The sequence below is a fragment of the Acinetobacter calcoaceticus genome, assembly GCF_016508255.1.
Taxonomy (GTDB): domain Bacteria; phylum Pseudomonadota; class Gammaproteobacteria; order Pseudomonadales; family Moraxellaceae; genus Acinetobacter; species Acinetobacter calcoaceticus_E.
Map to the genome: position 1 here is coordinate 522,287 of NZ_JADVKT010000002.1, position 13,321 is coordinate 535,607.

Below are 13,321 nucleotides of genomic sequence, written 5' to 3' on the forward strand. Positions count from 1 at the left end.
AAATGTTTTATAAAAAAGCTTAAACCCATAAGGTTTAAGCTTTTTTATTTCTAAAATTATTATTTATTCTGACAAACAGAAGTAGATGAATCAGTCTCGTCCAGTTCTAATTTAGTTTCTTCTTGTGGTTTTGACTGAGGTTGATATTTATTCGAAGGTAGATCGGTTTGCTTGTTTTCAGATTGTTGATAACCTCGACTTCGGTTAGCTCTTTCGCGAAAGCCACCCTTATTAATGAGCTGTGTATGTGACATGCATTTGCCTAAAATGTGAGATTATTCGCTTATTTTAACAAATTTGACAAAATATCAAAATAAGAAAAATAGTGCCAAAAAATAATAGTTAACTTATATTGTTGTATTTTAATAATATTTTTTTAATTGACTCAATTGTTCATTCAGATTGAATTATCTTTTCATTTCACATAGGATAAATATAAAGGATGTATAAATTAAAAATGTAGCAAACCTATTAAAACAACAACGGTTGAAATGAGTGAAGGAGGGTTACTTATGCTATATCAATACCATTGTGCGTGTTGCGACAAAGTTGTGGCATCAACTGATAAATCATGTCCATATTGTGGTTCGCAACATATTCGAAGCCCGTATGGTTTGTGGATGTTTTGTGTGATGGCTTGTCTAGCGGTTGTAGTCGTATTCAAAGTTGTCCATATTTATGTCGAGAACCATCAAGATACTCCAATGCAGTCAACTTTACTTGATGTGTTAAATCAAGATAATAAAACGACAAGACAATAAATTTTGTTCAAAACTAGAAATGATATGGAATCACGGATGGTTGCTAAAAGAGTAAACCCTACATACTATAAAATTTGAACTATAAAAAAGCCCGCTCATTGGCGGGCTTTTTTATGAATTTATATTAGAGGCCAGCAGCATCTTTAAGGGCATCAACTTTATCAGTTTTTTCCCATGTAAATGCAGAGTCTGATCCTTCGCGACCAAAGTGGCCATAAGCCGCAGTTTGTTTATACATTGGTTGAATCAGATCCAACATGCGAGTAATACCAAACGGTCTTAAATCGAAATGATCACGTACAAGTTGAATAATCAACTCATCAGAAACTTTTGCTGTACCGAACGTGTTAATTGAAATTGAAGTAGGCTCAGCTACACCAATTGCGTAACTCACCTGAATTTCACATTTGTCAGCAAGACCAGCAGCTACAATATTTTTTGCAACGTAACGACCCGCATATGCCGCAGAACGGTCGACTTTAGATGGATCTTTACCAGAGAAAGCACCACCGCCGTGACGAGCCATACCACCATAAGTATCTACAATAATTTTACGGCCTGTTAAACCACAGTCACCCACAGGTCCACCAATAACGAACATGCCAGTTGGGTTAATATGGAACTTAGTAGCAGCATGGAACATTTCAGCAGGGATAATCGGCTTGATAATTTCCTCAATGATCGCTTCTTTAAGCTGGCTTTGAGTAATTTCAGGATCATGTTGAGTAGACAAAACGACTGCATCTAGACGTACAGGCTTGCCATTTTCATATGCAAAAGTAACTTGGCTTTTTGCATCCGGACGTAACCATGGAAGTGTGCCTGAGCGACGAAGTTCAGCCTGACGTTCCATTAAACGGTGAGCATAAGAAATCGGAGCAGGCATTAACACATCTGTTTCACGGCTTGCATAACCGAACATCAAACCTTGGTCACCGGCACCTTGATCTTCAGGTTTTTGACGATCTACACCTTGTGCAATCTCTGGAGATTGTTTACCAATCATATTGATTACCGCACATGTTGATCCATCAAAGCCAAGATCAGAGTGGTGGTATCCAATACCGTTAACAGTATTACGAACAACAGCTTCAACATCAATATTAGCAGTCGTTGTTACTTCACCAGCAAGTACAACAGCGCCTGTTTTTACCAGTGTTTCACAAGCAACACGTGCGTATGGGTCTTCTTTTAAGATTGCATCCAAAATAGCGTCGCTAATTTGGTCGGCCATTTTATCGGGATGACCTTCGCTTACAGATTCCGAGGTAAAAACAGCGTACTCGCGCATGAAAGTCCTATCTTGGTTATTTCAAAAGACATAATATGTTACATCGACTTGAGCTTAAGGACCAGTTCATACTGACCAAAAAGCATGAATTTGTTTCATTTATACTGTGTTTTAATTGATAAGTGTATTAGTAAAATTGATATAAAGAATGTTAATTTAAAGTATTGGTATTTTAATAACTTGTTGTTAGTGCGTTTTTTAGACATATGATTTAACAAAAAGATTGTGTCCTACAAGTAGGATTTTAAAGAAAAGAAACATGATCAATCTAGAGAGAGTTTTCAAAATATTTTGCCCATATATCAAAGTCTAATAGAATTACCTGTTCGCATATTTAGGTCGTATTTAAGAAAATGAGCAATGTTTTGTATAACTTAAAGGTCTAAATGTTTTTTGTGTAACCAAGAAACGGTTAAAAATAAAGAAATATACTGTGTTGGGGTTTACCCTCAGCCTTTTTTTTAAGACAATATAGCGGCATTGAATTGTTATTCATCTTCTTCTTTTCATCAATCTATTAAAATTGGATTCTGATCTTATGACGACCCCTTTAAACGAACGTCGTATTGCAAATGCAATTCGTGTATTGGCAATGGATGCTGTGCAACAGGCAAACTCAGGGCATCCTGGTGCTCCAATGGGGATGGCAGATATTGCTGACGTCGTCTGGCGCGAGTTTTTAAATCACAACCCAACTAATCCACAATGGGCAAATCGCGACCGTTTTGTTTTATCAAACGGCCATGGTTCAATGTTGCAATATGCTTTGCTTCATTTAACAGGTTATGATCTTTCAATTGAAGATTTAAAACAGTTCCGTCAATTGCATTCTAGAACTCCGGGCCATCCTGAATATGGTTATGCGCCGGGTGTAGAAACAACAACTGGTCCTTTAGGTCAAGGTATTGCTAATGCTGTTGGTTTTGCTTTAGCAGAAAAAACTTTGGCTGCTCAGTTTAATAAAGATGATTTAAACGTTGTAGACCATTTCACTTACTGTTTCTTGGGCGATGGCTGTCTAATGGAAGGTATTTCTCACGAAGTATGTTCTTTAGCGGGCACATTACAACTTGGCAAATTGATTGCTTATTATGATGATAATGGCATTTCAATTGATGGTGAAGTAGAAGGCTGGTTCAGCGATGATACAGAAGAGCGCTTTAAAGCCTATGGTTGGCAAGTTCTTCGTGTAGATGGGCATGATGCTGATGCGATTCGTCAAGCAACAATCGAAGCAAAAGCTGAAACTCAAAAACCAACCATTATTATGTGTAAAACCATTATTGGTTTAGGTTCACCAAATAAGCAGGGTAAAGAAGACTGTCATGGTGCACCATTAGGTAAAGATGAAATTACTTTAACTCGTGAAGCATTAGGCTGGAAAGAAGAAGCATTTGTTATTCCTGCTGATGTATATGCTGCATGGGATGCTAAAGCAAAGGGTAGTGAATCTGAAGCAGCTTGGAATATAGTGTTTGCACAATATCAAGCAAAATATCCAACTGAAGCAGCTGAGTTACTTCGTCGTATTAGCGGTGACTTACCAGCAGAGTTTGCTGCACAAGCAGATGCATTCATTCGTGAAACAAATGCGAAAGGCGAAACAATCGCTACACGTAAAGCGAGCCAAAATACATTACAAGCATTTGGTCCTTTATTGCCTGAATTGCTAGGTGGTTCTGCTGACTTAGCTGGTTCTAACTTAACGCTTTGGAAAGGTTGCCAAGGCATTCAAGAAAACCCAGCTGGTAACTACGTATATTATGGCGTACGTGAGTTCGGTATGACTGCAATTGCGAATGGCGTTGCATTGCATGGTGGTTTTGTTCCTTACGTTGCAACATTCTTAATGTTTATGGAATATGCGCGTAATGCAGTACGTATGTCTGCATTGATGAAACAACGTGTAATTCATGTTTATACACATGACTCAATTGGTTTGGGTGAAGATGGTCCAACTCACCAACCAATCGAACAAATTGCTTCTTTACGTGGTACACCTAACCTAAATACATGGCGTCCTGCTGATACAGTAGAAACTGCTACTGCATGGAAATCTGCTTTAGAGCGTAAAGATGGCCCTACAGCACTTATTTTCTCTCGTCAAAACTTACCATTCCAAACACGTTCTGAAGAACAAATTCAAAACGTTGCAAAAGGTGGTTACGTTCTTGCTCAAGAAAAAGGCGAATTAAAAGCAATTATTATTGCAACTGGTTCTGAAATTTCTTTAGCAATGGAAGCTTATGCTCAGCTTGACGGCGTGCGTGTAGTTTCTATGCCATGTGCTGAAGAATTTATGAAACAAGACGCTGCATATCGTGAAGCTGTATTACCAGCTCATATCCGTGCGCGTGTTGCAGTTGAAGCTGCTCATGTTGATTACTGGTGGAAGTTTGTTGGTCTTGATGGCAAAGTGATTGGTATGACAACTTATGGTGAGTCTGCCCCAGCAAAAGATTTGTTCCAATTCTTTGGTATTACAACTGAAGCTGTTGTTGCGGCAGTAAAAGAGTTAACTGCTTAAATATTGAAGTAGTATAAAAAAGCGCTCCTAATGGAGCGCTTTTTTTATTTAAAATTTTAAATACTAAGTTCGGTTTGAATATTGATTTGAGACGTCAGTAACTTATGAATAGGGCAGCTTTCGGCAACTTTTAAAAGTCGCTTATGTTGATCTTCAGTAAATTCACCCTTTAGAGTAATTTTGCGTTCAATATTATTTTGACCTTTCTCTGGTTCACCATTTGGGTTTAAAGCTAAGTCTACTTGAACATGATCAATCTTAATTCCTTTAAGATTTGCATACATCTCTAGTGTAATGGTGGTACAAGCGCCCAAAGCAGACAGTAATATTTGAACTGGGTTAGGAGCAGTATCTAGACCACCTTTGTCTGTAGGTTCATCAGCAAACCATTGATGACCCGAAGAATCGGTAAGGGTTACTCGATATGGAGTAGATGTACTTTGTGCTTGAGCAGTATTAGCCATGTTTTACCTTGTTATTGATCAATAAAATCGAAGTAAAAACGAATTAATTTGAGAATTCGAAAACGGTATGACAATACCGATATCTCATAATATTGTTTTTAAATAATAACTGTAACGCTTTTATTGTTGCATGGATGAAACATATCGTTTTATAAAGAATAGTGAATTAAATTACTTGATGTATACACTAACGACTATATCAATAAAGGATACGAAAAATGCATCTTAAAACATTAAGCTTTGGTTTGGCAGTAGCATTGGCTAGTTCAGTTACTTTAGCTGCGCCAGTGGACTACAAAATTGATCCAACACATACAGCTACTGTTTTCTCTTGGAATCACTTTGGTTTCTCTACTCCAAGCGCTAACTTCTCGGATATCCAAGGTGTAATTAAAGTTGATAATGCTAAACCAGCAAATTCATCTGTAAATGTAACTATTCCTTTAAGCAGCGTTAATACAAACGTTCCTGCTTTAGATAAAGAGTTCCAAGAAGAAGCTTGGTTTAATGCAGCTAAATATCCAAATATTACGTTTAAAAGTACTAAAGTTGAAACCAAAGACAAAAAGCACTTTAAAATTACTGGTGACTTAACTGTTAAAGGCGTAACTAAGCCAGTTGTACTTGATGCTGTTTTAAACAAGCAAGGCGAACACCCAATGGCAAAAGTTCCAGCGATTGGTTTTAATGCTACAACTTCATTCAAGCGTTCTGACTTTGGTCTTGGAAGCTATGTGCCGAATGTTGGCGATAAGATCACTGTAAACATTACGACTGAAGCAAAAGTTGACAAAAAATAAGCTTTAAGTTTCTAAAAGCCCTCATTTTTGAGGGCTTTTTTATTAAATTGGTTCTTTTTCATCTGGTTCTATAAACACTAAAGGTTGATCAGGATCTACATTTCTTTTTTCAGATTTTTCTCTAAGAAATTGATAGGTAGGGACCTTCATTTTTGCCTGATCACGTAATTTCTTTTTAATATAAAGAACAAGAGCAAAACATGTAGTTGCAACAGTGAGCATCATACCATTCATATAACTCATGATTGAACTTACATAGCCAATCGTCGTTAATCGATGCATCATACGTTCAACTTGGGTACTACTTTCAATTCCGGTAATTGCCCAACTACATAAATGTTCGCAGTTATTAATAATCAGATGGTAATGGTTTTCATGCATACGTGAACGCATCCGGCGCACAACAGCTTTTCCTTTATAGCGTGGCGTGTCATAAGAGCGAACGTGTATTTTTTTGCCATGCGAGAATGCATCTATTGAAGTGATTTCAATCGGGCGTTTTTTTATGAAATGCGCTAAGCCTGAATAATGGATAACTCGACCTCTCCCTGCGTATATACCATGATGGCTATAGCCGAGATGTCTTACGATGAGATGAGCCCCTAGGGGGTAGCGCTTATTTTGTTGTTGCATGCTTACGCTGATCCAATAAAGTGTAAATGGCTTTTATTGAAAAGCTGCCCAACATTATAACCAATATCAGCTATGTGGAGTGTATTGATTACGTCGAATGAATGAGTTTGGTACATACCCAATCTATTTGTGCTTATTGTATATAATTTAAAGATTTAATATGAAGGAAAAAAGTCATGTCTGGTGATATTAAATGAAATGGTTGATGTGGTGCTTAACCTTATATGGGCTTTTGATTCAGTCTGTCTATGCTATAGAACACAAGCAAGTTAAAACAATGGAAGGTGATCAATATGATGTGGTTGTAATTAGCAATTTAAAACAGCTACGTTTGTTTCTTAAGAATCCCACTAATCAACAGTATTACAAAAGCTTTAACAATATTCAGGAACATTTAAAGCAATGTGAACGACTTTCTTTCGCAATGAATGCAGGTATGTTCCATCCAGGATTTTCTCCAGTAGGACTGTATGTTGAACAAGCTAAGTTAATTCGGCCCTTAAATGAAGATAAAGGATTGGGAAATTTCTTTTTACAACCCAATGGTGTGTTAGGTTGGAATAAAAAACAGGCCTTTATTTTAACAACGCAGCAATATAGCCGACGAGATTTCAACGTTGATTATGCGACACAATCTGGCCCGATGTTAGTTATTGATGGAAAGATAAATTCCCTTTTTTTACCCGACTCTCAATCAAATAAAATTCGTAATGGAGTTGGTGTTCGGAATAATAAACTCTACTTTGTAATATCGAAAAATAGGGTGAGTTTTTATAAATTTGCTCAATTTTTTCAAAGAAATCTTAGGGTAGAGCAGGCTTTATATCTTGATGGTTCTATTTCTAGTTTATATGTTCAAAAAGACAATCGTAATGATCAACAATTTGAAATGGGACCAATTATTGGTTGGGTAGATCAGACAGGTTGCAGTTTAAAGTGAAAAAAAGCCAGTACAAGACTGGCTTTTCTATTAGTGAATAGATGGTTTTTGAGTGAGTTCATTTAACTCTTTTCGGCTATAACCACGGGAAATAAGAACTTTTTTGATTCCCTTAATGACATCTTCATCTGTTGCTAATGCAAGAGCGCTTAGAAGTTGTTCATTTGTTTTACATGAGCAGTCATTTTCAATACAAGCAGTTTGGTTTTTATGCTCGTTATGCTGTTGATCTGCTAAGAACAGCTTTTGCCAAAAACTCATAGAGCCTTCATATACAACTTAACATAGCTCGAAATATAGCCAATTTAAAATAAAATACAAGCCTCTATAAGTGATAAAACCACCAATTGAACTCAAGAATTTTCGATAGGAATACTCGAGTTAAACGAAATTATGACAGATAGATGACTTGATATTTTTTAAAAACTTAAATGATTAAATAAAAAATATTTAAAAAATAAGGAGATATATAACCTCCTTATTTAAAAATTTACAATGAAATCTTTTGTTTAAATTTTCTCAAGTAATACACCTGATTCAACATGATGGGTATATGGGAACTGATCGAACAATGCAAACTTGGTAATACGATGAGTTAAACCTAATATTTTTAAATTTTCATATAGGGTATCTGGGTTGCATGATATATAAATAATACGCTCAAAGCCTTGTAATAATTTTAAAGTTTCATCATCAATCCCTGCGCGTGGGGGATCAACAAATACGGTATCAAAGTCATAACTCTGGATATCAATATTGGCTTCTTGTAAGCGGCGGAATTCGCGCTCACCCTGATAGGCTTGAGTAAATTCTTCAGCTGAAAGACGGGCTACTTGAATGTTATTAATCTGGTTTTGTTCTATGTTCCATTGAGCAGCATAAACCGAAGATTTTGCAAGTTCTGTCGCTAGAACACGTTCAAACTTTAAAGAAAGGGGAAGAGTAAAGTTACCATTGCCACAATAAAGTTCTAATAAGTGTTTTTTCGATCCTTCAGCAGCATCACATGCCCATTGCAGCATCTTTTTGCAAACTTGTGCGTTAGGCTGAGTAAAGCTACTTTCAATTTGTTTGTATTTAAATGAGCGGTTTAAAAGTTCAAATTCTTCAACGACGAAATCATCGCCAATAATAATTTTCTGGCCACGACTGCGGCCCATAATTTTAATGTCTAACTTCTCAGCAAGTGCTTTAGCTGCCTGTTCCCATTCTTGATCTAATTTACGGTGGTAGATTAAGGTAACTAACATTTCTCCGCTAAGTGTAGCGAGGAAATCAGCTTCAAATATACGGCTAGAAAGCTTGGGTTCCGCTTTGAGTTCTTCCAAAAGTTTCGGCATTAAATCATTAATGCTTTGGTCCGCAATCGGAAACTCATCAATGCGTACAACGGTTTTCTGTTTGTCATCATCGTTACGTTCAAACATGGCATAGAACATGTCATTTTCTGTATGCCAGATACGAAACTCAGCACGCATACGGAAGTGTTGTTCAGGTGACTCAAACACTTCTAATGTAGGTGGAGTAAATTCAGAAAATTGGGCAGTAATGCGGTCAATTTTAGTTTGAAGTTGTTGATGATAAGAAGAGGTCATAGACAAAGAAAATTTAGACAGAATCAAATAGTGAATGGTATCAAAAAAAACGAGGTTACAGGAGCCAATTTTAGCTAGATATCAATAAGGAAAACTATTGTTAAAATTCAGGATGTTTCAAAACGCGACTAATAAAATTTGATTTGATTGTTCTATCTTGATCTAAATGATTACACTGTAATTTTAATTGATTATATTCAATAAATATCTACTCTAAATCACCTTTTGAAATCGCATTAGGTATTGCAGATGCACTAATATGCTCAATTTTGGCAAATGGTAGAAGTGTAGAAACATCTTTTTGATATGAATTAAAAAGCTGAGCGCATTTTTGTTGATATTGTTCTGGTTCTAAAAAGATCATTATTAGAATCTCAAATTTATAAAACTTATATATTTAAGAATAGATTAGTTTATTAAATAAAAAAGCCCAAATACTAAGATTTGGGCTTTTTTAGAAAATCATGGGTTAGTCAGACATTGTCATTAAGCTTGCGTTACCACCAGCCGCAGCTGTATTCACACTAATTGCACGTTCAATCACTAAACGCTCAAGTGGAATATTATCATTTGACTCAACATGGGTAATACCCACAATTGCTCCAGAACGCGTAGCAATTTCTTGCTGTAATGAGAAGATTTCTTCACGGTTACCATGATGCAGAACAGCATCAAAATCATCTGAACTGATGTTTTTGACCGTAGTAATTGCAGCAAGCACATCTTTTGGCAAAGTTTGTTTATGTTTTGCCAAGAATGGACTGTTCGGCATTACCGCAGCTTGACTACCAACTGCGAAAATTGCGAGCAATTGATGCAATTGATTTTCTTCAGTATCTGCAATAGAAAGAACCCGATGACGTGGCAAAATAATATATTGGTTACTTTCCCCAGTAGGGCCTTGTAACTCATAGAACTTACCAACACCAAATGGTCCAATATCACGATTTGCTTGCGGTAAATGTTGTTTTACCCAATTTTGTAAGCTCTGATAAACCTCACGGTTAAAGCCTTCAAAAGCAGTTTGCTCAGTCTTCATAGCAAATGGTGTTGCCAATACTTTGTTTGAACAATGCTGCATTAAGCGGTACATGTAAAGAGGGCCGCCAGCTTTTGGACCAGTACCAGATAAACCTTCACCACCAAATGGTTGAACACCTACAACAGCACCCACAATATTACGGTTGATATAAAGGTTACCAACTTCAGCATGTTGAATGACTGTTTGGATAGTTTCATCAATACGGGTATGCAGACCCATTGTTAAACCATAACCTTTGGCATTAATTCGCGAGATGAGTTGTTCGAGCTCACCATACTTATAGGTAATGATGTGTAAAACGGGACCAAAGACTTCACGTTGTAAGTCATCAAGGTTAGGTAATTCAATTGCTGTTGGTACAACAAAAGTTCCTTTATCTAATTCATGTTGGCTTGTTCCACCAAACATGAGCTGGTGTACTGGATAGCCTTTAGACTTCATTTTTTGAATGTGCTGGTCGATCGTCTGTTTTGCTTCATCATCAATAACAGGACCAATGTCAGTTTTCAAAATCGCAGGATTACCTACGATCAACTGTTGCATTGCACCTTTAAGCATTTTTACGACGCTTGCAGCACTATCTTCTTGCACACATAAAATACGTAAAGCAGAGCAACGTTGACCAGCGCTATCAAAAGCTGAACTAACCACATCAAGTACGACTTGTTCAGTTAAAGCTGATGAGTCCACAATCATTGCATTTTGACCACCAGTTTCTGCAATGAGAGGAATGGATTGGCCATTTTCAGATAAACGTTTCGCAACGGTTTTCTGTAAAATTTTTGCAACTTCAGTTGAACCAGTAAACATGATGCCATCAATGCGGCTATCTTGGCTAAGCTGAGCACCAACTGTTTCACCGCGGCCAGGAAGTAGCTGTACTGCACCATGTGGAATACCAGCTTCCCATAAAATTTGAACTGCTTGAGCCGCAATTAATGGTGTCTGCTCAGCAGGTTTAGCAATAACACAGTTACCACTTACTAATGCAGCTGCAATTTGACCTGAGAAAATTGCAAGAGGGAAGTTCCATGGACTAATACAAAGTACAGTACCTAAAGGCTGAATTGTTGTATTTGCAGGAAGATTCTCAACTTGAGTAGCATAGTAACGTAAGAAATCTACAGCTTCACGAACTTCTGCAATCGCATTTGCATAAGTTTTACCACTTTCGCGGCAGAGAAGAACCATAAGTTCTTGCATACGACCTTCCATGAGGTCTGCTGCACGTTTTAAGTATTGAGCACGTTGATCTTTAGATGTATTTGACCATTCAGATTGAGCTTGTTCAGCGGCATTAAGTGCAATTTCAACATGCTTCAGATCAGCTTCTTGTACATGACCAACAATTTCATCATTTTGTGCTGGGTTTGTAATTGCAATGGAATGGCCTTGATCTAACGAATCGTTATTTGCCAATAATGGATGGCTTTGCCAAATACGATTGCGGAGTTGTTGAGCCGTGCTGTCTAAAGCTTCAAGTGGAGCATCATTTGCTAAATCATATCCTTTAGAGTTTTTACGGAGTGATCCATACATATCTAAAGGTAATGGAATAGATGGGTGTTTTAAACCGACCAAACCTTCAAGTTTAGCTGTATTACGAATATCGTAAATTGGAGACTGAATGAGATCTTCAACTTTAAGTGTTTTATCCGCAATACGGTTAACAAATGAAGTATTCGCACCATTTTCAAGTAAACGACGAACTAAGTAAGCCAGTAAAGTTTCATGGTTACCAACTGGAGCATAAATACGGCATGGTACGCCTAATTTATTTTGCTCGCGTGGGCCAACAACTTGTTCGTAAAGTGGTTCACCCATACCGTGCAAACATTGGAACTCATATTGACCAGCATAATATTTGCTTGGGTCAGCTAAATGATAGATTGTTGCCAATGTTTGAGCGTTATGAGTCGCAAATTGCGGATAGATAAACTCTGGTGCAGCAAGTAATTTTTTAGCACAAGCAATATAAGATAAATCAGTATGTACTTTACGCGTGAAGACAGGATAGTCATCCATACCATCGATTTGCGCTTTCTTAATTTCACTATCCCAATACGCACCTTTCACAAGGCGGATCATGAGGCGCTTTTGGCTGCGTTTAGCAAGATCAATAATATAATCTACGACAAAGAAACAGCGTTTTTGGTAAGCTTGGATTACGAAACCAATGCCTTTCCAGTTTGCAAGTTCTGGCTCAAAGCAAAGGCGTTCAAGCAATTCAAGAGAAATTTCTAAACGCTCTGATTCTTCTGCATCGATATTTAAACCAATGTTGTACTGTTTAGCTAAGCGAGCAAGTTCAAATACTTTGCCGTAAAGCTCTTGGTGAACGCGTTCGATTTGTGCACGTTGGTAACGAGGATGTAAAGCGGAAAGTTTAATTGAAATACCAGGACCATCATAAACGCCTTTACCGTTAGACGCTTTGCCAATTGCATGGATGGCTTGCGTATAATCGTTAAAGTAACGTTCAGCATCATGGTCGGTTAGAGCTGCTTCACCTAACATATCATATGAATAGCGAAAACCTTTATCTTCAAGCACTTTCGCATGATCAACAGCTTCTTCAATGGTTTCACCAGTAACAAACTGTTCGCCCATCATGCGCATTGCAACGTCAACTGCTTTACGAATAATGCCACGGCCACTACGCGCCAACAAGCCAGTAAGTACGCTTGAAAGACTGGTTTGCTTTGGAGTTTCCATCAGCTTGCCAGTTAACATGAGGCCCCATGCCGCAGCATTTACAAACATTAAGCTGCTGTGACCAACATGTTCTTTCCAGTTGCCTTGATTGATTTTATCTCGAATGAGTAAGTCACGTGTTGCTGAGTCTGGAATACGAAGCAAAGCTTCGGCAAGACACATCAATGCCACCCCTTCTTGTGAAGAAAGAGAGAATTCCTGTAATAACCCTTGAACAATACCAGCCTTACCCGAAGAGGTCTTACGTTCACGTAAGTTATGGGCAAGATTAAAAGCAAGGTCATAAATTTTATGATCTAAATCATCAGATACCGCGGCAGCTTGTAACAGCTCTTCTACAGCTTCTGGTTCAGCACGGCGCCAAGCTGTATTAATGCGTTGTTCAAACTCACTTTTATCGTTGAATTCGGTGATATAGCCTTGGTGAGATTTATCCATTTGATGAAAAGTATCCATTGTATTCATATCTGTTTCCGACAACCGACTCTCGTACAAATATCTTGAGTAGAGAGGTTTAGATAATTTATCATTACAGAAGAAACACCGAATAACT

The 13,321-nt window shown here is 37.5% G+C and carries 11 protein-coding genes and 1 pseudogene; 4 read left to right on the forward strand and 8 right to left on the reverse strand.

Annotation, left to right across the window (positions count from 1 at the left end; genetic code table 11):
* Positions 1–59: 59 nt before the first annotated feature.
* Entirely contained in the window at positions 60–254 is a 195-nt protein-coding gene (locus I5515_RS06410) for a hypothetical protein (protein WP_199965293.1), read from the reverse strand.
* A 258-nt stretch (positions 255–512) separates the two neighbouring features.
* Between I5515_RS06410 and I5515_RS06415 the strand changes: the two genes are divergently transcribed.
* On the forward strand, positions 513–761 hold the full coding sequence (locus tag I5515_RS06415; RefSeq protein WP_199965294.1) for a hypothetical protein: 249 nt from the start codon (positions 513–515) through the stop codon (positions 759–761).
* Between the two features lie 124 nt (positions 762–885).
* Here the strand turns inward: I5515_RS06415 and metK are convergent, their stop codons facing one another.
* The gene (metK, locus tag I5515_RS06420; RefSeq protein WP_199965295.1) at positions 886–2,052 is read right to left on the reverse strand and encodes a methionine adenosyltransferase; all 1,167 of its coding nucleotides are present in this window, start codon (positions 2,050–2,052) and stop codon (positions 886–888) included.
* A 538-nt stretch (positions 2,053–2,590) separates the two neighbouring features.
* Between metK and tkt the strand changes: the two genes are divergently transcribed.
* Positions 2,591–4,579 (forward strand): transketolase, encoded by a 1,989-nt coding sequence (gene tkt, locus I5515_RS06425; RefSeq protein WP_199965296.1) that lies wholly within the window; start codon positions 2,591–2,593, stop codon positions 4,577–4,579.
* Between the two features lie 56 nt (positions 4,580–4,635).
* Here tkt and I5515_RS06430 read toward each other — a convergent pair whose 3' ends face one another.
* Positions 4,636–5,043 (reverse strand): OsmC family protein, encoded by a 408-nt coding sequence (locus tag I5515_RS06430; RefSeq protein ID WP_199965297.1) that lies wholly within the window; start codon positions 5,041–5,043, stop codon positions 4,636–4,638.
* A 218-nt stretch (positions 5,044–5,261) separates the two neighbouring features.
* Here I5515_RS06430 and I5515_RS06435 point away from each other — a divergent pair, with 218 nt between their 5' ends.
* On the forward strand, positions 5,262–5,843 hold the full coding sequence (locus tag I5515_RS06435) for a YceI family protein (RefSeq protein WP_068566101.1): 582 nt from the start codon (positions 5,262–5,264) through the stop codon (positions 5,841–5,843).
* Between the two features lie 42 nt (positions 5,844–5,885).
* Here the strand turns inward: I5515_RS06435 and I5515_RS06440 are convergent, their stop codons facing one another.
* Positions 5,886–6,476, reverse strand: a complete 591-nt coding sequence (locus I5515_RS06440; RefSeq protein WP_199965298.1) for a lecithin retinol acyltransferase family protein — start codon at positions 6,474–6,476, stop codon at positions 5,886–5,888.
* Positions 6,477–6,669: 193 nt separating this feature from the next.
* On the opposite strand from I5515_RS06440, the gene I5515_RS06445 reads away from it, so the two are divergent.
* Positions 6,670–7,416, forward strand: coding sequence for a phosphodiester glycosidase family protein (locus I5515_RS06445; protein ID WP_199965299.1), 747 nt, complete (start codon positions 6,670–6,672; stop codon positions 7,414–7,416).
* A gap of 30 nt (positions 7,417–7,446) precedes the next feature.
* On the opposite strand, the gene I5515_RS06450 is transcribed toward I5515_RS06445, so the two are convergent.
* From I5515_RS06450 to putA, 4 genes and pseudogenes are all read right to left on the reverse strand, one after another.
* Entirely contained in the window at positions 7,447–7,677 is a 231-nt protein-coding gene (locus tag I5515_RS06450; protein WP_199965300.1) for a hypothetical protein, read from the reverse strand.
* Positions 7,678–7,925: 248 nt separating this feature from the next.
* Entirely contained in the window at positions 7,926–9,011 is a 1,086-nt protein-coding gene (gene trmA, locus I5515_RS06455) for a tRNA (uridine(54)-C5)-methyltransferase TrmA (RefSeq protein WP_199965301.1), read from the reverse strand.
* Positions 9,012–9,111: 100 nt separating this feature from the next.
* Positions 9,112–9,375: pseudogene (locus I5515_RS06460) on the reverse strand (hypothetical protein).
* Positions 9,376–9,480: 105 nt separating this feature from the next.
* A complete protein-coding gene (putA, locus tag I5515_RS06465; RefSeq protein ID WP_199965302.1) occupies positions 9,481–13,233 on the reverse strand; it encodes a trifunctional transcriptional regulator/proline dehydrogenase/L-glutamate gamma-semialdehyde dehydrogenase in 3,753 nt (1,250 codons plus the stop codon).
* Between the last annotated feature and the right edge of the window lie 88 nt (positions 13,234–13,321).

What these genes read in the sequence shown, in the direction of transcription:
- tkt (WP_199965296.1), top strand. Translation starts at nt 2,591, where the DNA reads ATGACGACCCCTTTAAACGAACGTCGTATTGCAAATGCAATTCGTGTA.
- I5515_RS06450 (WP_199965300.1), bottom strand. Translation starts at nt 7,677, where the DNA reads ATGAGTTTTTGGCAAAAGCTGTTCTTAGCAGATCAACAGCATAACGAG.
- I5515_RS06415 (WP_199965294.1), top strand. Translation starts at nt 513, where the DNA reads ATGCTATATCAATACCATTGTGCGTGTTGCGACAAAGTTGTGGCATCA.
- I5515_RS06430 (WP_199965297.1), bottom strand. Translation starts at nt 5,043, where the DNA reads ATGGCTAATACTGCTCAAGCACAAAGTACATCTACTCCATATCGAGTA.
- I5515_RS06410 (WP_199965293.1), bottom strand. Translation starts at nt 254, where the DNA reads ATGTCACATACACAGCTCATTAATAAGGGTGGCTTTCGCGAAAGAGCT.
- putA (WP_199965302.1), bottom strand. Translation starts at nt 13,233, where the DNA reads ATGAATACAATGGATACTTTTCATCAAATGGATAAATCTCACCAAGGC.
- I5515_RS06435 (WP_068566101.1), top strand. Translation starts at nt 5,262, where the DNA reads ATGCATCTTAAAACATTAAGCTTTGGTTTGGCAGTAGCATTGGCTAGT.
- trmA (WP_199965301.1), bottom strand. Translation starts at nt 9,011, where the DNA reads ATGACCTCTTCTTATCATCAACAACTTCAAACTAAAATTGACCGCATT.
- I5515_RS06440 (WP_199965298.1), bottom strand. Translation starts at nt 6,476, where the DNA reads ATGCAACAACAAAATAAGCGCTACCCCCTAGGGGCTCATCTCATCGTA.
- metK (WP_199965295.1), bottom strand. Translation starts at nt 2,052, where the DNA reads ATGCGCGAGTACGCTGTTTTTACCTCGGAATCTGTAAGCGAAGGTCAT.
- I5515_RS06445 (WP_199965299.1), top strand. Translation starts at nt 6,670, where the DNA reads ATGAAATGGTTGATGTGGTGCTTAACCTTATATGGGCTTTTGATTCAG.